Origin of the sequence: Kribbella lupini, assembly GCF_039529595.1 — a bacterium.
Taxonomy (GTDB): domain Bacteria; phylum Actinomycetota; class Actinomycetes; order Propionibacteriales; family Kribbellaceae; genus Kribbella; species Kribbella lupini.
This window is the reverse complement of record NZ_BAAANC010000003.1, coordinates 606,975-628,685: the sequence shown is the minus strand read 5'-3', so window position 1 is coordinate 628,685 and position 21,711 is coordinate 606,975. Positions and strand designations below refer to the sequence as shown.

Annotated in this window: 24 protein-coding genes; 11 read left to right on the top strand and 13 right to left on the bottom strand. The window is 69.5% G+C overall.

The window, feature by feature from the left end:
* Positions 1–4: 4 nt before the first annotated feature.
* A complete protein-coding gene (locus ABD235_RS29140; RefSeq protein WP_344179891.1) occupies positions 5–1,096 on the bottom strand; it encodes a LacI family DNA-binding transcriptional regulator in 1,092 nt (363 codons plus the stop codon).
* A 117-nt stretch (positions 1,097–1,213) separates the two neighbouring features.
* On the opposite strand from ABD235_RS29140, the gene ABD235_RS29135 reads away from it, so the two are divergent.
* On the top strand, positions 1,214–1,801 hold the full coding sequence (locus ABD235_RS29135) for a histidine phosphatase family protein (protein ID WP_344179889.1): 588 nt from the start codon (positions 1,214–1,216) through the stop codon (positions 1,799–1,801).
* Here ABD235_RS29135 and ABD235_RS29130 read toward each other — a convergent pair.
* Both ABD235_RS29130 and ABD235_RS29125 read right to left on the bottom strand, forming a co-directional pair.
* Positions 1,783–2,607, bottom strand: a complete 825-nt coding sequence (locus ABD235_RS29130; protein WP_344179888.1) for a GNAT family N-acetyltransferase — start codon at positions 2,605–2,607, stop codon at positions 1,783–1,785. The genes ABD235_RS29135 and ABD235_RS29130 overlap by 19 nt on opposite strands.
* A gap of 43 nt (positions 2,608–2,650) precedes the next feature.
* On the bottom strand, positions 2,651–3,055 hold the full coding sequence (locus tag ABD235_RS29125; RefSeq protein WP_344179887.1) for an NUDIX hydrolase: 405 nt from the start codon (positions 3,053–3,055) through the stop codon (positions 2,651–2,653).
* 100 nt (positions 3,056–3,155) lie between these two features.
* On the opposite strand from ABD235_RS29125, the gene ABD235_RS29120 reads away from it, so the two are divergent.
* The 8 genes from ABD235_RS29120 (at position 3,156) to ABD235_RS29085 (ending at position 11,145) form a co-directional block, all read left to right on the top strand.
* Positions 3,156–4,037, top strand: coding sequence for a PHP domain-containing protein (locus ABD235_RS29120; RefSeq protein ID WP_344179885.1), 882 nt, complete (start codon positions 3,156–3,158; stop codon positions 4,035–4,037).
* Positions 4,034–4,651 carry a MarC family protein gene (locus ABD235_RS29115; RefSeq protein ID WP_344179882.1) on the top strand — a complete coding sequence of 206 codons (618 nt, stop codon included), beginning with the start codon at positions 4,034–4,036 and terminating at the stop codon, positions 4,649–4,651. The genes ABD235_RS29120 and ABD235_RS29115 overlap by 4 nt, the downstream gene beginning before the upstream one ends.
* Positions 4,652–4,965: 314 nt before the next feature.
* On the top strand, positions 4,966–5,592 hold the full coding sequence (locus tag ABD235_RS29110; protein ID WP_344179880.1) for a hypothetical protein: 627 nt from the start codon (positions 4,966–4,968) through the stop codon (positions 5,590–5,592).
* Positions 5,589–6,662, top strand: a complete 1,074-nt coding sequence (locus ABD235_RS29105) for a 7-cyano-7-deazaguanine synthase (protein WP_344179878.1) — start codon at positions 5,589–5,591, stop codon at positions 6,660–6,662. The genes ABD235_RS29110 and ABD235_RS29105 overlap by 4 nt, the downstream gene beginning before the upstream one ends.
* Before the next feature lie 283 nt (positions 6,663–6,945).
* On the top strand, positions 6,946–7,953 hold the full coding sequence (locus ABD235_RS29100; RefSeq protein WP_344179875.1) for an alpha/beta hydrolase: 1,008 nt from the start codon (positions 6,946–6,948) through the stop codon (positions 7,951–7,953).
* Positions 7,954–8,570: 617 nt separating this feature from the next.
* Positions 8,571–9,362, top strand: a complete 792-nt coding sequence (locus ABD235_RS29095) for an ABC transporter permease (protein WP_344179873.1) — start codon at positions 8,571–8,573, stop codon at positions 9,360–9,362.
* The gene (locus ABD235_RS29090) at positions 9,355–10,191 is read left to right on the top strand and encodes an ABC transporter permease (RefSeq protein WP_344179871.1); all 837 of its coding nucleotides are present in this window, start codon (positions 9,355–9,357) and stop codon (positions 10,189–10,191) included. The genes ABD235_RS29095 and ABD235_RS29090 overlap by 8 nt, the downstream gene beginning before the upstream one ends.
* 6 nt (positions 10,192–10,197) lie before the next feature.
* Positions 10,198–11,145, top strand: a complete 948-nt coding sequence (locus ABD235_RS29085; RefSeq protein WP_344179868.1) for an ABC transporter ATP-binding protein — start codon at positions 10,198–10,200, stop codon at positions 11,143–11,145.
* 46 nt (positions 11,146–11,191) lie between these two features.
* Here the strand turns inward: ABD235_RS29085 and ABD235_RS29080 are convergent, their stop codons facing one another.
* From ABD235_RS29080 to ABD235_RS29050, 7 genes are all read right to left on the bottom strand, one after another.
* A complete protein-coding gene (locus ABD235_RS29080) occupies positions 11,192–11,509 on the bottom strand; it encodes a hypothetical protein (RefSeq protein ID WP_344179865.1) in 318 nt (105 codons plus the stop codon).
* Positions 11,510–11,517: 8 nt separating this feature from the next.
* Positions 11,518–11,832, bottom strand: coding sequence for a hypothetical protein (locus ABD235_RS29075; RefSeq protein ID WP_344179864.1), 315 nt, complete (start codon positions 11,830–11,832; stop codon positions 11,518–11,520).
* A gap of 9 nt (positions 11,833–11,841) precedes the next feature.
* Entirely contained in the window at positions 11,842–12,159 is a 318-nt protein-coding gene (locus ABD235_RS29070; RefSeq protein ID WP_344179863.1) for a hypothetical protein, read from the bottom strand.
* Positions 12,156–12,977, bottom strand: a complete 822-nt coding sequence (locus ABD235_RS29065; protein ID WP_344179862.1) for a hypothetical protein — start codon at positions 12,975–12,977, stop codon at positions 12,156–12,158. The genes ABD235_RS29070 and ABD235_RS29065 overlap by 4 nt, the downstream gene beginning before the upstream one ends.
* 722 nt (positions 12,978–13,699) lie before the next feature.
* On the bottom strand, positions 13,700–15,250 hold the full coding sequence (locus ABD235_RS29060) for an HNH endonuclease signature motif containing protein (RefSeq protein WP_344179860.1): 1,551 nt from the start codon (positions 15,248–15,250) through the stop codon (positions 13,700–13,702).
* A gap of 130 nt (positions 15,251–15,380) precedes the next feature.
* Positions 15,381–15,698 carry a hypothetical protein gene (locus ABD235_RS29055; protein WP_344179858.1) on the bottom strand — a complete coding sequence of 106 codons (318 nt, stop codon included), beginning with the start codon at positions 15,696–15,698 and terminating at the stop codon, positions 15,381–15,383.
* Positions 15,695–16,534 (bottom strand): hypothetical protein, encoded by an 840-nt coding sequence (locus ABD235_RS29050; protein WP_344179856.1) that lies wholly within the window; start codon positions 16,532–16,534, stop codon positions 15,695–15,697. The genes ABD235_RS29055 and ABD235_RS29050 overlap by 4 nt, the downstream gene beginning before the upstream one ends.
* Before the next feature lie 181 nt (positions 16,535–16,715).
* On the opposite strand from ABD235_RS29050, the gene ABD235_RS29045 reads away from it, so the two are divergent.
* Both ABD235_RS29045 and ABD235_RS29040 read left to right on the top strand, forming a co-directional pair.
* Complete coding sequence (locus ABD235_RS29045; RefSeq protein ID WP_344179855.1) at positions 16,716–17,231, top strand: RNA polymerase sigma factor; 516 nt, start codon at positions 16,716–16,718, stop codon at positions 17,229–17,231.
* Positions 17,228–18,316: a hypothetical protein gene (locus ABD235_RS29040; RefSeq protein WP_344179852.1), complete on the top strand. Its 1,089-nt coding sequence runs from the start codon at positions 17,228–17,230 to the stop codon at positions 18,314–18,316. Before ABD235_RS29045 ends, ABD235_RS29040 begins: the two co-directional genes overlap by 4 nt.
* Positions 18,317–18,336: 20 nt before the next feature.
* On the opposite strand, the gene ABD235_RS29035 is transcribed toward ABD235_RS29040, so the two are convergent.
* From ABD235_RS29035 to ABD235_RS29025, 3 genes are read right to left on the bottom strand one after another with little or no spacing between them, the layout of a single operon-like run.
* Positions 18,337–19,272 (bottom strand): acetoacetate decarboxylase family protein, encoded by a 936-nt coding sequence (locus ABD235_RS29035; RefSeq protein ID WP_344179850.1) that lies wholly within the window; start codon positions 19,270–19,272, stop codon positions 18,337–18,339.
* A 50-nt stretch (positions 19,273–19,322) separates the two neighbouring features.
* A complete protein-coding gene (locus tag ABD235_RS29030; RefSeq protein ID WP_344179848.1) occupies positions 19,323–20,183 on the bottom strand; it encodes an alpha/beta fold hydrolase in 861 nt (286 codons plus the stop codon).
* Entirely contained in the window at positions 20,180–21,694 is a 1,515-nt protein-coding gene (locus ABD235_RS29025) for an MFS transporter (protein WP_344179846.1), read from the bottom strand. The genes ABD235_RS29030 and ABD235_RS29025 overlap by 4 nt, the downstream gene beginning before the upstream one ends.
* Positions 21,695–21,711 lie beyond the last annotated feature (17 nt).

The following is a 21,711-nucleotide window of genomic DNA, read 5'->3' as shown; positions in this document are numbered from 1 at the left end:
CTCCTCAGTCGTTGACTGCTGGGTTGTTACCGTCCCCCGGTGCTGTACCGCAGCTCTGCCGCAGTACGACTTCCGTCGGTAGTACGTCGTTGCGCGCCCGGGTGCGTTCCCCGGACACGCGTTCGTGCAGTCGTTGGGCCGCCAGCCGGCCGAGCTCGGCCATCGGCTGGCGGACGGTCGTCAGCCCCGGCGACACGTACCGGGCCGCCATCACGTCGTCCCATCCGGTCACGACGATGTCCTCCGGTACGGCGACACCGCCGTCCCGCAGCGTCTGGACGGCGGCCAGCGCGAGCTCGTCGTTGGCGCAGACCAGTCCGTCCGGGCGTCGGGCAGAACCCACCCGATCCGGTCCACCCGATCCCGTCCGCCGGCCCGCTGCGGTTGCCGCGAGCAACTGCTCGGCGAAGGCGGCACCGGCTGCCTCGGTCAACGGGACACGTTCCGGCTCCGGCACCTTCAGCCCTCGCGCGCCGAGTGCCTTCGCGAACCCGGCGTAGCGCTGCGACACGTCGTACGAGCTGGCCGGATCGCCGACGAACAGCAGCTCCTGCCGCCCGTGGTCGAGCAACCGTGTGGTCAGCTGCTCGGCGCTCGCCGCGCTCTCGGTCCGGACCGAGTCGCACCCGGTCACCGGCGGATGCGCGACCACGACCACCGGCACGTTCGCCCGGCGCAGGTCCTGGATCACGCCCAGCCCGAGAGCGTTGCCGTGGACAACGATCCCGTCGACCCGGCTCGCCAGGTCCCGCACGGTCTTGGCCGGGTGGGGATTCCCGTGCGTGACGGTCAGGACGACGCTCTGCCCGTGCTCGCCGGCCCACCGTTCGTACCCCATCAGCAGGTCGCCGTAGAACGGGCCGGCCAGGTCGGGCAGCACGAGCCCGTGCGCCTCGTGACGTTGCACCGCGAGGCTTCGGGCGGCCCGCAGCGGGACGTAGTTGAGCTGCTGCGCCGCTTGGTCGACGCGCTCGCGAGCCTTGGCCGACACGGGTCCGGTGCCCTGCAGCACCCGCGAGACCGTCGCGATCGACAACTGCGCCAGCGCGGCGACGTCGTAGATCGTCGCCGGCTTGCCGGTCGGTCCGGAGGGCATCGCGGGAGCTCCTGGGAATCAGAATGGAAGCGCTTACAGTTTTCGACCCTGCCCTGTTCCGGGGTGGTTGGTCAAGGGTTCGGCGCTGCTGGATCCGTGGTCTGAGACGATGGCCGGGTGACTACTCACGCTGCGTCAGGAGAACGGAAGGACCGGCTCTGGCTGGTCCGCCACGGCGAGACCGAGTGGAGCAAGTCGGGCAAGCACACGTCGACGACCGACCTGCCGCTGACCGCGGAAGGTGAGCGGATCGCGGGGGAGTTGCGCGACCGCCTGCAAGGCCACGACTTCGACCTGGTGCTGACCAGCCCGCGACAACGCGCCCGGCGGACGGCCGAACTGGCGGGCTTCGCGGACGCCGAGGTCGACGACGACCTGGTCGAGTGGGACTACGGCGACTACGAAGGCATCACCACCGCGCAGATCCGCGAGACCGTGCCCGGCTGGACGGTCTGGGCGAATCCGGTACCCAACGGCGAAACGCCCGCTCAGGTCGCCGCGCGCCTCGACCGCGTCAACGCGCGGATCGCGGCGGTCGACGGCGACGTGCTGGTGTTCGGGCACTCGCACGCGCTGCGCGCCCTCACCGCCCGCTGGCTCGAGCTGGACGTCACGGAGGGTCGCCACTTCGTGCTCAACACCGCGACGGTCTCGATCCTCGGCTGGGAACGCGGCTCACCGGCGATTCACCAGTGGAACGCGTAGAGCTCGATCCCGCCGAGCGCTACGAACCCCAGCCGCTCGTACACCGGCTGTCCGGCCGACGAGGCTCCCAGGACCGCGTAGCGGGCGGCGCTTCTCCCTGCCCGCGGCGACTCGGCTTCGCCGGCCGCGGGTAGGGACTCGGCTTCGCCGGCCGCGCGCACGGCGTACTGCGTGATCGCGCCGCCGATGCCTTTCCTGCGGGCTTCGGGCACCGTCATCACGAAGTACACCCCGGCAACGTCCTCGGTCAGGAAGATCGTTGCCGTCGCCACCGGTTTGCCGTCCAGCCTCGCCAGGTAGTGCCGCCAGGGATCGTCGTACCCCTCCCGGCGGAAGATCTCGGCGACCCATGCAGCCTCGGGCGGCCCCTCCCCGAACCCGCGGCCGAGCGTCTCCTCCCAGACCGCCATTTCCTCGTCCGTGCTCACCCGGGCGATCTCGAGCTCCGGCGGGCCAAGCTCCGCCCTGGAGAGCTTGCCGATCTCCACGGCCATGGCCGGCTCGCGTCCGTCGTACGCGAAACCACCAGCGACCAATCGCTCCCGCAGATCACCCGGCCGCATCGACGGACCGACGTGCCAGGTGCCCGGCACTCCCTGCGCCTTCATCAGGGCGAGCGACTCGGCGATCACCTCGTCGGCCTCCTCGGCCGACAGGTCCGCCGCGACCACCGCGTTGTGGTAGTCGAGCGGCGACCCGCCGATCGTCCACTGCGCCTTCGCGTCGTTGCGCCGTACGCCGCCGCCCGCTGTCCCCATCCGCAGCAGCAGTTCGGCGGTGTTGGCCTCGATCGCCTGGATCCGCATCTGTCCAGTATCAGCAGGTCGCGGCTCTCCGGTCGCGCGGTTTTCAGCCCGGGAGGGCGTTCCACTGGGCCAGCGTGGACGCCAGCAGCGTGGCCGTGGGCAGGTTCTCGAACTCGTCGCGACTGACGAAACGCGCGTCGTCGGCGTCGTCGCCGGCCTTCAGCGTGCCGCCGACCGGCTCGGCCTGGTAGTCGCGGATCACGTACAGCCGCTGGCCGGGCGCGTCCCGCTCGACCTCGCCGACCAGGTCGCCGACGACGACCTGGAGACCGGTTTCCTCGGCGACCTCGCGGGCCACGGCGGTCGGGTCGTCCTCGCCCGGCTCGACCCGGCCGCCCGGCAACGACCACAGCCCGCGGCCGGGCTCGTTGGCCCGCTGGACGAGCAGCAGACGGTGCTGGTCGTCGTACACGAGGGCCCCGACGCAGTCGATCCGGTCACGCTCCATGTGGATAACAGTAAGGATGAGGGCGCGGTCCGGATAGCATCAGCGTCGAGACTTGTCCAGAACTGGTGTCTCTTGTCGAGAGAAGGGATCCCGATCGCTCGTGCGCATCGACCTGCACACCCACTCCAACCGCTCGGACGGCACCGACCCGGTCGACGTCCTGATCGCGCACGCGAAGCGGGACGGCCTGGACGTGATCGCGCTCACCGATCACGACACGGCCGACGGGTGGGCCGAGGGCCGGCGCGCGGCGGAGGACCTCGGGATCGGCTTCGTGCCCGGGATCGAGATCTCCTGCAAGCTGCACGGGATCGCGGTCCACCTGCTCGCGTACCTGCCCGACCCGTCGTACCAGCCGCTGGCCGAGGAGTTGCGCGTCGTCCGCGACGGCCGGACCGACCGGATCCCGTCGATCGTCGCCCGGCTGAACGGCATGGGTGTCCCGCTCACCGTCGACGAGGTGCTCGCCCAGGCCACCGGTACGCCGTCGGTCGGGCGCCCGCACGTCGCCGACGCGCTGGTCGCCAACGGCACGGTCGCGAACCGCGGCGAGGCGTTCGACCGGTTCCTCGCCGACGGACGGCCGGGCCACGTCTCGCACTACGCGATCGACCCGGGCCGGGCGATCGACATGGTCCGCGCCGCCGGCGGCGTACCGGTGATCGCGCACCCGTGGGGCCGCTCGAGCTACAAGGTCATGACCGCGGAGACGATCGCCCAGCTGGTCACCGAGCACGGGCTGGCCGGGATCGAGGTCGACCACCAGGACCACTCGCCGGAGTCGCGGGAGACGCTGCGCGGGATCGCCGAGGACCTCGGCATCATCTGGACCGGTTCGAGCGACCACCACGGGCTCGGCAAGATCAACCACGAGCTCGGGGTGAACTCGACCGACCCGGAGCAGTTCCAGCGCCTGCTCGAGGTCGCCAAGGCGAACGCCGCCGGCAGCGGCGCCCAGGTGCCCGAGGCATACCTGCCGTGAACTCCGTCATCAACTTCGGCCTGCTCAGCGAGGTCTTCGTCACGCTGTTCGTGATCATGGACCCGCCGGGCACGGTGCCCGTGTTCATCTCGCTGACCGCCGGCCAGTCCCGCGCGGTCCGCAAGAAGGCCGCCTGGCAGGCGGTCCTGGTCGCCTTCGGCGTGATCGTCGTGTTCGCCGCGTTCGGTCAGCAGATCCTGCACAACCTCGGCATCACGCTCCCCGCCCTCCAGGCCGCCGGCGGCCTGCTGCTCCTGCTGATCGCGCTGCAGCTGCTGACCGACACCGCCGAGGACCCGGTCCAGACCAAGAACGTCAACATCGCCTTCGTCCCCCTCGGCACCCCCCTCCTGGCCGGCCCCGGCGCCATCGTCGCCACCATGGTCTTCGTCCAGCGCGCCGACGGCTCGCTGCCCGAGGTCGTCGCCATCTCGGTCGGCATCGTGCTGATCCACCTGGTCATGTGGCTCACCCTCCGCTTCTCCGGCCTGATCATGCGCATCCTCGGAGAGAACGGCGTCCTCCTGGTCACCCGCATCGCCGGCCTCCTCCTCAGCGCCATCGCCGTCCAACTCGTCGCCGACGCCGTCTCGGACTTCATCAAGGCCGGCTGAGCAGCGAACACCTAATGGCGTGAGGACACGCCACACGGAGTAGCGAGAATCCCCAGATCTTCTACGCTCGGTGAGAGCGCATGTAGTTCCTTCTGAGCGGGGGGACCTTGGGGACTTCGACGAAGTGGCCGGCACCACGCCACGGGAACTGGTCGACGGCGGCCCGCAAGGTCACCCGAACCCTGCAGAAGATCACGGATGACGGGCCCTCCGGCGGCGGCTCAGGCGACGTCGCTGGTCCTGGAGCAGGCGACTCTGACCCTCCGGCCTCGTCGGAACGACCCCAGCAGCTGACGACTGCACAAACGGCCGAGTTGGCCGACGCGTATCACCATGCGTTGGTAGCTCAGTTGGCCGACGACCGAAACAGCTTCGATCTCCGGCGCACCGCCACGGATCAAGCGCAGCGACTCGTCGATTTGATGAGCGAGCTGCTGAGTACGTCGTGGCGGGAGCACCGGCTGTACAGGTCAATCGAGAGCGACGCTGACGCCGATCGCCTCTTGCTGGAGTTCACAGCCAGGATCGCAGGCCCACCCGGATCGATCGCGTCCGCGCAGTCCAAGCCGGCTGCCGTACGAATCGCCGACTTGTTGGTCGAGCGAGCTCGACGCGATTCATCAGGTGGGCCGAGCTGGAAGCTGATGGACGACGAACTGTTCTGCGAGTTGTACCGGCTGTTCTTCGCCGACGCCATCACTGGGTTTCTCGCAGGGGTGATCGCGGCGAAGATGTCCGTCCTCCTTCCTGGGCTGGCGCTGATCGATCCGGCAGGCCAACTCACGCGCTACCTGGCCGAGAAGATCGCCGAGGCGATGCCGACTCCGTGCGAGGAGAAGGCAGCGGAGCGTCCTGACGATCCTCTCGTTGACGTCGCGCACGATCTGGTCACCCAGACGTTCGACCGTTGGCTGGACCGAGCCCTCCAGGACGCGGCATGACGGGTGCCGACCGATACGACTTCGCAACCGACGGAAGCCGCCCCGACGAGGACTGGCTTTATCTCGGTGACGACGACTACCGGAGTGTCCTGAAGCGAATCAAAGAAGCTGTCGCCTTGGTGACGAGTACGCCGGTCTGGGCCGAAGACTTCCTCCGGGTCGTCCGGGCTGCTCATCTCCTCGATCGGTGGGTTTCGCGGGACAGCGCCGACGACAACTGGTCACGGACCATTGTGCTGCGGATCCAGGTCGCCGACGCTCCTCGGTGGACGGCTGCGGGACCAGTTCTTCAGCAACTGCTGGGAGCGCTGACCTCGGACACGTGGCAGCTGACGTTCAGGCCAGGTGCTCCAGTGATCGACGCGGACGAGCGATTGTTCGGCTTCTGGCAGGCAGATGCCGTAGCGCTCTACTCCGGCGGGCTCGACTCTTCGGCCTACGCCGCCCATCATGTGACGACCTGGCCCGCTCAGAAGCTGATGCTGGTCTCGCACGATCAAGCACAAGCGGGCGTACCGCAGAAGGCCGTCCTCGAACACCTCAAGCAACTTGCCGCCGACCGCAACCTGATCCACTACGCGCCGACAGGCAGCGAAGCCCGAGCCCGCGGCCGGAAGCTCGAAAGCAGCACCCGGTCCCGAGGCCTCAGCTTCCTCGCAAGCGCCGTGTTCGCCGCGGCCGCCCACGGAGTCCACCAGGTTGTCGTGCCGGAGAACGGGCAGTTGGCGATCAACCCGCCGCTGACGGCGGCCCGTCGAGGTGCTTGTTCGACGCGCTCGGTCCACCCGCTGGTGCTGTCGCTGATCAATCAACTCATCCAGCTGATCGGCGGGGACGTCGAGGTCGTGAACCCGTTCCTGGAGCGGACGAAAGGTGAGGTCTGCCGCCTGGCGGTAGAGGCCGGGTTGTCGGCCGAGGCGCTTGCACTCACCGTGAGCTGCGGCTCGCACCCCATTCATCGCCGCGACGGTCAGTGCGGTTCGTGCTTTCCGTGCTTGGTGCGGCGATCCGGTCTGCAGTTCGCGCTCGGGGAGGACCCGACCAGTACGAGCGGGATCTGCGTACTCTGACGACCGGGCACCAACGTCAGCATCTCGAGGATCTGAAGACCTGGCTCAGTACCGACTTCACGATCAGGGACCTGGCCGCGGATGTCGCGTTGCCTTCGACCGAGCTGATCGTCCCGGTGATGGACGTGATCACCCGCGGGCGGGCTGAACTTCGTCAGTTGGTGGATCGGGCCGCCTCCGGTTGATCGCCCTTGAGCCTGGCGCGCCGCCGTACCAGCGCCGTGTGCGTGTGGTGCCAGCGGGCGGCGGGACAGTGGGGTCACCGAACGACAGAGGGGTGACCATGACCACGAAGACCGTGAACAAGCTGCCGGTCCCCGGCGCGACCCTGCACTACGAGGTCACCGGCAGCGGCCCGGTCCTGCTGCTGATCCCCGGCGGCTTCACCGACGGCGCCATCTTCGACTCGATCGTCGGCCAACTGGCCGCCGACTACACCGTGATCACCTACGACCCCCGCGGCAACTCCCGCAGCCCGTACGACGCTGAGCTCGTCGGCCGGGGCCCGCTTACCCGCCCTGGTCACGTCGCCCACCCGTACGACGCTGAGCTCGTCGGCCGGGGCCCGCTTACCCGCCCTGGTCACGTCGCCCACCCGTACGACGCTGAGCTCGTCGGCCGGGGCCCGGTCACCCGCCCTGGTCACGTCGCCCACCCGTACGACGAGCGGATCGACCAGTCCGCCGAGGACGCCCTCGCGCTCATCGACGCCGTCGCCGGCAGCGAACCGGCGTACGTGTTCGGCAGCTCGTCCGGAGCGATCACCGGCCTTGAGCTCATCACCCGCCACCCCGACCGCGTCCGCATGCTCATCGCCCACGAACCGCCCGCCGTCGACGTACTCCCCGACGCCACCACCGCGCACGCGTTCTTCGAGGACGTCCACACCACCTACACCACCGACGGCCCGGTCCCCGCGCTGCACCTGTTCGCCGTCGGCCTCGGACTCGACGAGGACGACCAGCCGGCGCCGGAGGACCTCCGGCCGGAGTACCGGCACGCCATGGAGCGAATGCTGGGCAACACCAACACCTTCTTCGCCCACAAGCTGTTGCCGTTCACCCGCTACCGCCCCGACCTCGACGCGCTCCGCGAGGTCGCGGCCAAGATCGTTCCCGCCTCCGGCACCGACTCCGCCGAGCATCTGCCGGCCCGCCCGATCGCCGTCATCGCCGACGAGATCGGCTGGCCGGTAGTCACCTTCCCCGGCGGCCACACCGGCTACGCCTCCCACCCGGTCCAGTTCGCCACCCTACTCAGCCGCCTCCTGGAGTCCGACCAGGCCAGCTGACCCGCCGCCGGCGCCGGCGTGCCGCCACGATGCCTGCCTGCCCCAGGGCCGGCGCGCCCTCCGCAGCGCGGGCCCGCCCGCCACGGCGAACGATCCAGGCCGGCTGACCCGCCGCCGGCGCCGGCGCGCCCGCCGCTGGCGCCTGCCTGCCCACCAGGTCGGCCTGCCGACCAGTGCTCGGCCTCCCCACCACGGCCCGGCCCGCCCACCGCAGCGCGGGCCCGCCCGCCACGGCGAACGATCCAGGCCGGTTGACCCGCGGCCGACGTCGGCGCGCCCGCTACGGTGCCTGCCCCACCAGGGCCCGGCCTGCCCACCAGCGCCCGGCCCGCCCACCAGCGCCCGGCGCGCCCACCACGGGCCGGCCCGCCCACCACGGCGCGGGCCCACCCGCGACAGCGCCGGATCGCCCGCCGCCGGCCCGGTTGCCGCTTGCTGCAATCCCGGTTGACGTCCCGCGGCGCCCCGGCGTACCGTCTCTCTCCTTCCCTTGACAACGGCGCGTTTCGGCGTGCCGCCACAGTGGTGTCCGAACCCCCGGGTCCTCAGGATCCGGGGCAGTTCAGCGTGCCGCTGTGCTTACGGACACCACCTTCGGCTGACGAAAGGAGGTTGCCGTGGGCGTCTACTGGGCGATCGCGGTCCGGTCGTTCCGCCGGTTCTCGACGTACCGGATCGCCACCCTGTCGGGCGCGTTCACCAACACCGTGTTCGGGTTCATCTTCTGCGGTGTCTACCTGGCCCTGTGGGACCAGCGCCCGCACCTCGGCGGGTACGACGTCACCGACGCGCTCACCTTCGTCTGGCTGCAGCAGGGCCTGCTGGTGCCGATCGGGATCTTCGGCGCGCGCACCACCATCGAGCTCGGCGAGCGGGTGCGGACCGGCGAGATCGCCGTCGACCTGTACCGGCCGACCCACCTCATGCTGTGGTGGTTGTCGATGGACGCCGGGCGCGCCGCGTTCGAGCTGGTCGCCCGCGGCGGCGTCCCGCTGCTGGTCGGTTCTCTCGTGTTCGATCTGCGCTTTCCCTCGTCGCCCCTGCAGGGCCTCGCGGTCGGGGTCGCGCTGGCGTTCGGGATCCTGGTCAGCTTCGGCATCCGGTACCTGGTCGCGCTGTCCGGGTTCTGGATCACCGATTCGCGCGGGATGGAAAGTCTCGCGCTGGTGCTGTCGCTGTTCTTCTCCGGGACGGTCCTACCGCTGGTGGTGTTCCCGGGCTGGTTCGGCGACCTGGCGCGGGCGACGCCGTGGGCGGCCACCTTGCAGGTCCCGATCGACGTCTGGCTCGGGCAGAAGGCGCCCGCCCAGGCACTGGCGTTCCAGCTCGGCTGGCTCGTCGTCCTGCTGCTGATCGGCCGGCTCGCGACCGTGCTGGCGACCCGGAAGGTGGTGATCCAAGGTGGCTGACCAGGGAGCGATCGAAGGCTCGTTGCGCAGGGCAACGGCCTGGCCGGGCCAGTACTGGATGCTGGTGCAGATGTGGATCAGGTCCTCGCTGGCCTACCCGGCCTCGTTCGTGTTCCTGCTGATCGGGTCGGCGCTGGTCACCGTCGCCGACTTCGTCGCCGTCCTGCTGATGTTCAGCCACATCGAGAGCTTCGGCGGCTTCGACCTCGGCCAGATGGCACTGCTGTACGGGACCGCGTCGATGACGCTCGGCATCGCCGACCTCGTCACCGGCTCGATCGAACGCATCGGTCAGCGGATCCGCACCGGCGACCTGGACGTCTGGCTGGTCCGTCCGGTCCCGGCGTTCATCCAGGCCGTCGCGGACAACTTCGCGCTCCGGCGGCTCGGCCGGCCGCTGCAGGCCGGGCTGATCCTCGGGATCGGTGCCGTCGACATCGACTGGACCGGATTGAAGGTGCTGTTCCTGATCGTCTCGCTGCTCAGCGGCGCGGTCATCTTCGCCACGATCTTCGTGCTCGGCGGCGCGTTCCAGTTCGTCTCGATCGACTCGGCCGAGGTGGCCAACTCGTTCACGTACGGCGGCCAGCAGCTCACCCAGTACCCGGTGTCGATCTTCGGCCAGGACATCGTCCGCGCCGTCACGTTCGTCGTACCGCTTGCCTTCGTCAACTACTACCCGGTGCTCTACGTGCTGGGCAAACCGGCCCCTCTGGGCCTGCCGTCCTGGATCGGCCTGCTGGCCCCGGCCGTCGCGGTCGTGATGACCGCGGTCGCGTCGCTGGCCTGGCGAGGCGGTCTTCGTCGCTACCGCAGTACAGGGAGCTGATTCGTCGTGCCCGTCATCGAGCTTGACCAGGTGTCCCGCGCGTTCACCGTCACCAACCGCACCGGCCTGCGCCGGACCCGCCGCGAGGTCCGCGCCGTCGACGACCTGTCGTTCACGGTCGAACCCGGCGAGGTGATGGGCTACATCGGCCCGAACGGCGCCGGCAAGTCCACCACCATCAAGATGCTCACCGGCATCCTGGTCCCCACCAGCGGAACCATCCGCGTCGCCGGCGTCGACCCGTCCCGCCACCGCACCCGCCTGGCCCGGCGCATCGGCGTCGTCTTCGGCCAACGCACCACCCTGTGGTGGGACCTCCCGCTGAAGGACTCCTTCGCCGTCCTGCAGAAGATGTACGGCGTCCCGCCCGCCCGCCACCGCGAGAACCTGGACACCTTCGTCGAGCTCCTCGACCTCGGCGACCTCCTCGACGTCCCCGTCCGCGCACTGTCCCTGGGCCAACGCATGCGCGGCGATATCGCCGCCGCCCTGCTCCACGACCCCGAGATCGTCTACCTCGACGAACCCACCATCGGCCTCGACATCGTCAGCAAGACCCGCCTCCGCACGTTCCTCGCCGAACTCAACCGGGCCCGCGGCACCACCGTCATCCTCACCACCCACGACCTGGACGACATCGAAGCCCTCTGCTCCAGAGTCATGGTCATCGACCACGGCCACCAGGTCTACGACGGCACCCTCACCGGCCTCAGAGCCTCCCAGTCGGCCCCACGCACCCTCGTCGTCGACCTAGCCACCCCGCACCCACCCATCACCATCACCGGCGCCACCGTCACCCGCACCGACGGCCCCCGCCAGTGGCTCTCCTTTCCACCCACCACCTCAGCCGCCCCACTGGTCGCCGAGATCGCCGCCAACTACCCCCTGGTCGACCTCTCCGTGCAGGAGCCCCCGATCGAGTCCATCATCACCAAGCTGTACGCCGGGGCCTGAGGACCGTCGCCATCAGTTGCCCACGGCATCCGTACGCCGTACCAGCTCATCCGAGGTCGGCGGCCATGGAGGCGAAGACGATCTCGGGGTCCATGGGGGACGGATCATCGAGCCATTCCTGGACGGTGTCGGGGTCGGTAGCCGGGTCGAAGGTGCCCAGGCCGGTGGCGATGAGGCGTTTGGCCTCGGGGATCTCGATGGCGTCGTACGCGAGCTGCTGCAGGTAGAAGTAGTCCTGCCGCGCCGATACGTTGCGGTGGAACTTGCCCGTGTTGGCGACGTAGGTCCAGACATCGTCGTCGATGACTGCGGCCACCAGGCGCGGCTCGCCGGTTCTGTTCTTGATCAGGTAAAGCCTCGTCATGAGCCGGGTCAGCCGAGGTCGGCGATGAGGGAGGCGAAGACGACGTCGGGATCCATCGGGTGCTGGTCTGCTCGCCAGGCCCGGAGGGGGACGGCGCGGGTTTCCTCGTCCAGCAGGCCGACTCCGGCCTCGACGGCCCGGCGTGCTTCAGGCACGCCAACCTCCTCGTAGCTGAAGATCGTGCCGGCCAGGTAGTCGTCACGCAGAGCCTCGTTGCGGTGGAACTCGCCGGTGTTGGCGACGTAGGTCCACACGTCCCCGTCGATCAGCGCCATCACCCACACCAGACGCTCTTCGTCACGTGCCAGGAACAACCGTGTCATCAGCAGCCCTCACCCGAGGTCGGCGGCCATGGAGGCGAAGACGATCTCGGGGTCCATGGGGGACGGATCATCGAGCCATTCCTGGACGGTGTCGGGGTCGGTGGTGGCGTCGAAGGCGCCCAGGCCAGTGGCGATGAGGCGTTTCGCCTCGGGGATTTCGATCGGGTCGTAGGCGAGTTGCTGCAGGTAGAAGTAGTCCTCCTGCGCGGAGGAGTTGCGGTGGAACTTGCCGGTGTTGGCGACGTAGGTCCAGACGTCATCGTCGATGACCGCGGCCACCAGGCGCGGCTCCCCGGTCCTGTTCTTGATCAGAAACAGCCTCGTCATCGTCCGATCTCGTCCCGTCCGTGGTGGTTGCGGCGCCGGTGCGGTTCCTGCGGCCGGCCGTTGTCCTGTCCCGCTGCGTCGCCCTCGATCGTCCGGCGCGACCTGCCGGGTTTCCTACCGTAGCTTCTGACCTCGACCGCAACGCCGCCCAGGTGTGTCAGCGCGTCGATCCCGGCGGGCTGCGTCATCGGGTCCGAGTACTTGATGCACTTGTCCAGCGCCTCGTCCTTCTCGGCCTTCGACCGGTCGCGGTCCCGGAAGATCTCATACCACCCGGTCGTCGCTTCCTTCACGGCGATCGACTGGCGGGAGTGGACCTGCAGCTCGACCACCTGTCCATGGCCGCGGAGGAAGAAGTGCAGCCCTTTGTAGCGGCTACCCGGGTGGTAGGAGTGATGAGCCGAGGCCATCGACCATCCACGCGCCGTCATACGGTCGACCAGCCGACGGGCAGTCTGCACGACCTGATCCGGGTGGTCGACGCCTACGGTGTACCGCAGGATGTCCTCCGGTGGTGTGTACGGCGGACCGAGCCGATTCTCCTTCTTGAGCTTGCGAGCCAGGGACTGCGGCGACTTCAGCCGGTTCTTCAGGTGGTATGCGAAGCCGTCGTCGTCGATCGAGCTTTTGACATCGGCCGTGATCCGCGGTTCGACCCGAGCGGCCTCGACGAGCAGGGCGAGTGCGCCGTCGGCGGCGTCGGCGCCGTACATCGTGGCGATCTTCTGCCGGGTCGGCAGGTCTCCCCAGTCGAGTGGATGGTCTCGGCTGAGCTGAGCGTGCAGTTCCGCCGGTTCCGGTGGGCGGTCGTCCCGCATGTAGCCCCCAGTGGTCGTCGTCCTTCGACCGTAGTTACTGGCGGAGGTGCCGTGGGGTTGGAATCTGAATCTGTGGATAACTTGCCGGGGCTTCAGTTGCCCAGGGCACCGAGGGATTTGCCTGCTAACATGCGCCATCGCGGCCGGACACGAGCTCGGGCGCCAGCGAGCTTGGCTCACGGCGCTACGGCACGCCGGGGTTGGCTTCCAGCGTTTGGGTGGGCTCGTCCGAGTACTGCATCTGCAGGTACTGCGACTCGGCCGCGTCAGAGCAAGGTGGATACCCGGGGGACGCATCGCTCCACGTGCGCGGATCAGCCGCGCACACGGGCACGGTGTTTCCGACCTCGTAGATCCGCACCTGGTCGGTGTGGGTGATCGTGGCGATGCGCCGGCCGGCACCAGGCGCGGGACGCCGGGCCCCCGCGGGATGCCGGACAGCGCAGTCTCTCGCGATACGTCCCGGTGGACGCTCCGAGACGGGAACCGCGCGAGCGTGCGCTCGGTCGACGCCGGTGCCGTTGGTTTAGGTGGGGGTGGTAGATGCAGGCGCAGGACGCGCCGGGCTCGAGTAGGTCCGCCGGTGTGCGGTCGATCGGCTGGGGGAGTCGGAAGGTGCGGGCGGCGGGGTGGTGGTCGAAGAGCGCGGTGGAGCGATGCGTGCCGGGGTGGGCAGCTGAATGGGAACAGCGCCGGCGTGCGCTTGGGGCGGCGCTGTGCTGCTAGGTGAGGTGGGCGGTTGCGGGCGGGGGACGGGCTGGGGTTGAGCCGGTCGGCGGGTAGGCGGTCGACCGGCCGGGGGCAGTCGGAGTGCGTGGGATGGAGTGGGCATGGTCGTCTGAACGATGTGGGGTGATTCGGCCCGCGTCGCTCGGAGTGGAGGCAGGGTGAGCGTGGTCGTTCGAGGGATGCCGAGTGGATCTGCCGCTCTCGCTCGGAGGCGGAGGGGTGGATCGGCCGCTCTCGCTCGGAGGCGGCGGGGTGGATCGGCCCCAGTTGGTCGGGAAGCGTGGGGCGGATTGGTCCGGGTGGTTCGAAGAAGTGGGCGCGGGTCGGTCCGGGTGGTTTGGAGAGGTGGGCGCGGGTGGGGTCTGGGTTGGTGTCGGGTCTGGGGTGGTCCAGGGCGGCCGGGTGTGGTGTGGGCGGCCGTTCTTGAAGGTCAGGGGCCAGTGGCCTTGGTGGGCTTCGATGTGGTGGGTCTTGCAGAGGAGGGCCAGGTTGGTGAGGTTGGTGGGGCCGCCGTCGGCCCAGTGGGTGAGGTGGTGGGCTTCGCAGATGGCGGGTGGGGCGGTGCAGATGATGCAGCCTTGGTCGCGGACGTTCAGGGCGTGGCGGATGGCCGGGGTGACGAAGCGGTGTTCGGTGCCGAGGTCGAGGGGTTCGGAGTTGGTGCCGAGGATCATGGGGATGATGCCGGCGTCGCAGGCGATCCGGCGGACGGCGCTGGCGGAGAGGGTGGCGCCGGAGGACAGGGTGCCGGTTCCGGTGGCGGTGCGGAGGTTGTCGAGGTCGATGGTGACTGTGAGGTGGGGCTTGATGTCGCCGTGGGCGGGCGCGGCGGTGCCGGTGGCGGCGGCTGTGGTGAGGATGGTGGTGAGGGCGTCGGCTTGGCGTTTGCCGCGGGTGCGGGGGTCGCGGTGGCCGTCGGTGGTGAGGTGTGGGCGGGAGCCGGCGAAGATCAGGGTGTGGAGGAGTTCGGCGTGTTCGCCGGCGAGGTAGCCGCCGAACTCGGCGCCGTGGTCGCCACGCTTGAGCCACAGGGTTTCCGCGGCGAGTGCGCGGGCCTCGGGTGGCTCGATGCCGTCGGTGTCGAGTCTGTCGCGGACGCTTTTTCCGAGCTTTCGTAGGTCGCGGGGGCCGAGGATCTGTGCGGCTTTGACCATTTCCTCCTCGGCGACGCGGAGGTTGTCGGCCGGGACCATGGCGGTGGTGGGGATCCGCTCGAGCGCGGTGACGATGGCTTCGGCTTGCGCGGGGTGGAGGATCTCCGCCCCGGAGGTGAGGGCGGCGTCGACCTCGGGGTATTTGGGTAATGTGGCGGCCAGGCGTAGGTCGCGGCGTACGTCGACGCTGTCGAGGCGATGGCGCAGTGCGATGAGTTGAGCGGTGTCGCGGGCGCCGAGTTCCGCGGCATGACCATGAGCGTCCAGGGCAGCCAGCAGCCGCAGGCGGCGGGCTTGCAGGCGCGCGATCTCAGCCTGGGTCGCGTCGAGAGCGGACAGCATCTCGCTGCCGCTCATCGACCACACCGGTCGCTCGTCGCACTCTGCCATGTGTCCATGGTGCACGATGCCGACGACAGTTTTCGGCCGAAAAGCCCTTATCCACAAGGCGATCCACGATCTGGCCGAAACCGGTCAAGCAGATTCAGGGGTACGGTCGAACAGGACAGTGCGTGCCAGTTCAGCCGAGGTCGGCGATCGTGGCGGCGAAGACCGTGTCGGCGGGCAGGGCGTCGGGGTCCTGGTGCCAGGCGGTGGTGATGTCGGGGTACTTCGTCTCGTCGACCGCGCCGACTCCGGCGGCGATGAGCTGCTGGGCCTCGGCGACGCCGATGTCCTGGTACTCGAGTTCGTGGAGGAAGAAGTAGTCGTCGCGGGCGCCCTCGTTGCGGTGGAACTTGCCGGTGTTGGCGACGTAGGTCCAGACGTCCTCGTCGATCACCGCGGCGACCCACAGATCGCGGCCGTCGTTGCCCTTGACAAGAAACAGGTCGGTCATCGCCTCATCCCTTCGTCGTTCCCGCGCTCTGCGGCCGGACCCGAGTGTCTGGTCTGCCGTGCACCATCATCGAACCGGCGAGGACGTTTTGCCGAATCGGCCCGTCCGGTCGGTCGCTTGCCTCCGTAGCATCGCCGGTCCACCTTCACACCGCCGAGCACCTGCAGCTCGTCGATGCCGAGCGGCTGGGTCATCTCCGCGGACCAACGGACGCACTTCTCCCTGGCGGCGTCGCGGGCTTTCCTGGGCTGATCGCGATCCCGCTCGATCCCGTACTCGTGGGTCGTTCGCTCCTTCACCTCGACCGACTCGCGCGAGTGCACCTGGACCTCGATCGTCTGCCCGCGGTGGCGCAGGGCCAGGTGAAGGCCCTTGTACCGACTGCCCTCGACGTAGGAGTGATGTGCCGAGCTCATCGACCAGCCCCGCCCGAGCAGGCCGTCCGCCGTTCGCTCCGCTGCCGCGACCACCTGATCGGGCCGGTCGACCAGGACCGTGTACCGGAGCACGTCCGGGGGTGGCGGGGCGGTGTCCAGTTGGTACGCCGTCACTGTCCTGAGCTTGCGCGCCAGCGACTGCGGTGACTTCAACCGGTTCTCGAGGTGGTACGCCGAGAAGCCCTCGACCTCGATGGTGCTGACCACGTCGGCGGTGATGGCAGGCTCGACCCGCGCGGCGTGTCCGAGGAGCTCGAGGCTCCGCTCTGTGGCCTGCCGGCCGTACTGACTGATCAGCTGATCTGTCGACGGCAGATCACCCCAGTCGAGCTCGCGTTCGCTGCTCAGGAGCCGGTGCAGGTCCACCGGCTCCGGGAGCCCGTCGTCTCTGTCCCGCATCTGATCCCCCAGGTGGTTGTTGTTCTTCGAAGGTAGTGAGTTGAACCTCGGCTGTGGGGTGCGGATTTGGATCTGTGGATAACTGGTGAGGGGGACTCAGTTGTGACCTGGTGGGGGTGGGGTCGTTGGGGGTTTGGTGGAGGGACCCAACCGGACGTGGGGTGGAGAGGGTAGACAGGGTGTGGCTGCGACGATGATCGAGCGGGGTGGGGTGGTGGCGCCTCCGGTGGACGGGGCTGGGTTCGTGGCTTGGGTGCGGCCGCATCTGCCGGCGATGGCTCGGGTGGCGGCGCGGTTGGGGGTGGGGGCCGACCGGGACGACATCGTGCAGGAGGCGTTGACGCGGGCCTGGATGAAGCGTGGGCAGTACGACGCGGCGCGCGGGTCGGCGTCGGCGTGGTTGCTGGCGATCACGGCGGATCAGGCGCGGAAGGCGGCGCGGCGGGTTCGGCCGGTGGTGGAGCTGGCGGAGCACGACGCGGCGGTGGCGGGCGGGGACGTCGACGGCCGGGTGGACGTGGGGCAGGCGATGGAGAGCCTGTCGGTGCGGCAGCGGCTGGCGGTGGACTGCTTCTACTTCGCCGACCTGTCGGTGGCCGACACGGCGGCGGTGATGGGGTGCTCCGAGGGCACCGTGAAGTCAACTCTTTCCGACGCGCGGGCACGCCTGCGGTCCTTGCTGGAGGTCAGCGAATGACACCGACCGACGAGATCGACGAGCTGCTGCGGCAGGCGGGTTCTCGGTGGCGTGCCGAGCAGCCTTCACCGCCGGAGCCGGATGTGCAGCGGATCACCGGTACGCCGAAGAGGCGCTGGGCGGTTCGCGGGGTGGATCCGCGGCGCTGGGGTGTTCGCGGGCGGGGTCCGCGGCGTTGGGCGGTCCCGGCGTTGGCCGCCGCGGCGGTCGCGGTGATCGCGACGGCGGCGCTGGTCGTCCTGCCGAAGGACGACGCGCCGGTGGTTGCTCCGGGCAACGGCAAGACGCATCCGCTGGAGGTCCGGGACGGGGACCGGGTGGAGGTCAGCGGTCAGGTGGTCGCGGCGCCCGGCGTACCGGTGCGGTACTGCCTGCCGGTGCCGTCGCCGGCCATCGTCGCCCCCGAGGCGAAGGGTCCCGCTTGCGCGCCGGGTGCCGCGGTGGACCTGACCGGGGTGGACCTGACCAAGCTGGTCGACCTGAGCGTGATCAACGGCGTGAGGGCGGGCAACGCTCGGCTGGTCGGGACGTGGAAGGCCGGGACGATCGCGGTCGAGGAGCAGGGGCCTCCGGCAACGGTGCAGCCGGGCGATGCGGCGCCGACGGTTCCGTGTGCGGCGCCGGCTGGTGGATGGAAGGCGGACGATGCGAGTCAGTCGCTCACGCCGGCGCTCGAGAAGTACGTGAAGGCGCACGCGAACGAGCTGCAGAACCCGTGGATCGGCTGGCCGGAAGGCTTTCCGACGGAGACGACGCCGGGCGAGCCGCCGAACAAGCCGAGCGTGCTGATGATCGGGGTCGCCCACGGTGACCTGGCGGCGGTACGGCGGACTGTCGAGCCGCTGGTCGCGGGGAACCTGTGCGTGACGCAGGTGAAGGTGAGTCAGGCCGAGGCGGCGGAGCAGCAGAAGAAGCTCGATGCGCTGCCGCGCGCGGAGTACGGAATCATCTCGACGGGCATCGGGTTGGGCGACAAGCCGGTGCGGGTGGAGCTGAAGATCCTGGACGAGAAGACGCTGAACGCGTTGAAGCCGATCGGTGTGGACTCGCTGGATCTTCAGCCGTACATCAGGCCGGTTTCCTAGCCCGTACGACGCAGGCCCGACTAGCTCGTCGCGTCCGGCCCGGTCAGGATCTTCAGGTCGCGCACCGAGTACGACAGGCTGCCGCGAAACCCGATGCCCTTCCGGATGATCTTCAAGTCGGCCAGCTCCTCGCCCGGCGCGGGCAGGAAGCTCAGGTCGCTGGTACCGCCCCACGTGTTGGCGACCACTGGGTTCTCCAGGATCGACTGGGTCAGCTCGTGCACGGCCGGGTTGCTGAAGTTGCCGGCGGTCAGCCGCGGGAAGTGCCGCAGGTTGACGATCGGCCGGCCCAGCGCCGGGATCCCGGCGATCGGCTTGTCGAGGGTCACCCGGGCCTCGGCCAGGCGCCGCCCGGCCGACGACAGCGCGGCGGCGAACGTGCCGCCCGGGCCGACCGTGGGAGCGGCGTTGCTGGCGACCGGGAAGGCGCGGGTCTGCTTGATCGTGCCGAGCTTCTTCGGGAAGCCCTGGAACCAGCCGCGGGCCAGCGCCGCGTCGTTGTCGACGTAGATGTACGGGCACCACGCGACCGGCGCGCCCTTGAACTGCGCGTCGAGCAGGACCAGGAACTCGGAGTACAGGCTGCGGTCCGGGTCGAGGTACTCCTGGTGCTCGCCGGAGAACTGCCAGTCGATGAACAGCGCGTACCCGTGGCCTGCGCTCGCCGGGTCCAGAGTGAGGCCGGCCGGCAGCGCCGCCTGGGCGGCGTCGGAGCTGGTCCAGAACTCGGCGCCGATCAGGTCGCCGACGTAGTGCCACGGCGGGGCGCCGACGATGTTGGCCGTACCGCGTGCGCTCAGCGGCAGGCTGTAGCCCTTGAGCTCGCCGGGCGGCAGGTCAGCGGTGGCGGCCGAGGCAAAGGAAGTGGAAGACGCCGCGACGGTCGCCGCGATGCCGCCGCCGATCAGGCTGCGGCGACCGATCGAGCCGGAGCGGTCTGTGTTTTCGGTTGTCATGCCGGCCACGCTAGGCAGCTCCGATAGACAACCGATCTACAGCAACGAACTCAGTGGTGGTCGTGGAAGAAGTCGACCAGGATCCGCGCGGTCGCGGCCGGCTGCTCGATCGCGGGGGAGTGGCCGGCGTCGGCGATCACCTGCGGCTTCACGCCGAGGATCTCGGCCATCCGGTCCTGCACCGCGAGCGGCCAGCCGTCGTCGGTCTCGCCGTACGCGACCTGAGCCCGTACGCCGGACCTCGCCAGCTGATCGGTCCGGTCCTCGGCGTCGATCAGCCGCTTGGTGATCTCGGCCAGGCTCGCCGGCACGTTCCCTGTGAACCGCTTGCGCAGGAACGCCGCGATCTCGATCGCCGGTGCGACGTACCGCGGGTCCTTGCTGTCGTGCTCGAGCTTCAGGTCGTACACCTGCTCGATCGGCAGGTTGTCGAGGCCGAAGGCAAGCATCTGCAGCCCCTGCACCTTCGCCTCGTCGCTGAAGCCGCCCGGACCCGAGCAGAGCAGCGTGATGGTCGAGAACACCGACGGATCGGCCAGCACCGCCTCCCGCGCCACCAGCCCGCCGAACGAGTGCCCGACCAGCTGGCTGTAGCCGCCCAGCTCCTTGCTCATCGCGACCACGTCGAGCGCGAGCTCCTTCAGCGTGTACGCCGAGGGGTCGGCCGGGCCGGGCGTCTCGTACTGGCCCCGCTGGTCGACAGCGACCGTCCGCCAACCGAAGCGGGCCAGGTGGTCCACCAGCGGAGTGAAGTCCTCCTTGCTGCCGGTCCAGCCAGGCACCAGCAGCGCCGTACCGAGCGGCGTACCGACGTCCGGTACAGCCTGCAGGGTGGCGAAGCTGCCTCGCTCGGTCTCGAGGGTGACGGGACGAACTCCGTCGGGCAGGGTCAGCGTGCGCGGCGTACTCACGACTCCACGGTATCCCGCTGCCTGGTCCGCAGGAGGGTGGCGGTCGCCACAGCGAGTACGACGACGATGCCCAGGCTGACCAGCGCCGCGAGCTGCACGCCGTCCGTGTACGCCGCTCTGGTGAGCTCCAGGACCTCCCTGGCCAGCGGGCCAGGCAGGTGGTCGGCTACCGCGACTGCGCTGCCCAGCGTGTCGCGTGCCTCGCTGGAGACCCCAGCGGGCAAGGTCTGCTCGGTCACCTGGCTGCGGTAGACCGCCGTGACCAGGCTGCCTGCGACAGCAACACCCAGTGCCATGCCGAGCTCGGTACCGGTCTCGCCCATGCCTGAGGCGACTCCGGCGCGCTCCGGCGGCGCACTGCCGACCACCAGGTCGTAGGTGAGGGCCAGGACGAGCTGGATGCCGAAGTTGGCGATCACCAGGCCGACGACGATCGCCGTACGGCCGGACAGGGCCATCAGGGCCAGACCGGGGACGGCGATGAGGAAGCCCAGCGTCATCGAGGTACGGGCACTGAGCCGGCGGACGATCACGGGTCCGCCCAGCGTGCCGAGGATCCCGGAGACCGCCGACGGCATCATCCACAGGCCGGCCTCCAGCGGGGACAGGCCGAGCACCAGCTGGAAGTACTGCACCGCCAGGAACCCAGTCGCGGCCAGCACGAACAGGCCGAAGGTCTGAGCGCCCAGCGAAACGCTGAACGACGGCAGGTGGAACAGGCGCAGGTCCAGGAGCGGCTCGGTCAGCGTCAGCTGGCGTCGTACGAAGGTGTAGCCGGCCAGCAGGCCTGCAGCCAGTACGACGAGGCTGATCAGGTGTACGCCGTCCTTGGCTGTCTCCTTCAGGGCGTAGACGACCGCGATGATCGCACCGGTGGACAGGGCCACGCTGGCCAGGTCGATCCGACCCGCACCGGGGTTGCGGAACTCCGGCAGCAGCGGCCGGGCCAGCACCAGCAGGAGCAGCAGCGGCGGGATGCCGATCAGGAACACCGAGCCCCAGTGGAAGTTCTGCAGCAGTACGCCGCCGACCAGCGGCCCGGCGATCCCACCGACCATGAAGTTGGTCATCCAGATCGCGATCGCCAGCTGCCGCTGGCGCGGATCGCGGAACATGTTGCTGATCAGCGACAGCGTCGACGGCATCAGCGTCGCGCCGGCCAGACCGAGCAGCGCCCGCGCGCCGATCAGCATCGCGGCGCTGGTCGCGAACGCGGCGATCAGCGAGGCGACGGCGAACCCGGCCGCGCCGATCATCAGCAGCCGGCGCCGGCCGATCCGGTCGCCGACCGTGCCCATCGTGATCAGCAGCCCGGCGACGACGAAGCCGTACACGTCGATGATCCACAGCAGCTCCGAGCTGCTCGGGCCGAGATCGGCGGTCAGCATCGGGGCGGCCAGGTGCAGGACGGTCATGTCCAGGCCGATCAGGATGGTCGGCAGGGCCAGCACGGCCAGGCCGAGCCACTCGCGCCGGCCTGCTCGGGTCGTCGGTTCCACGGTCGTCGTCATGCCGATCATCCTGAAAC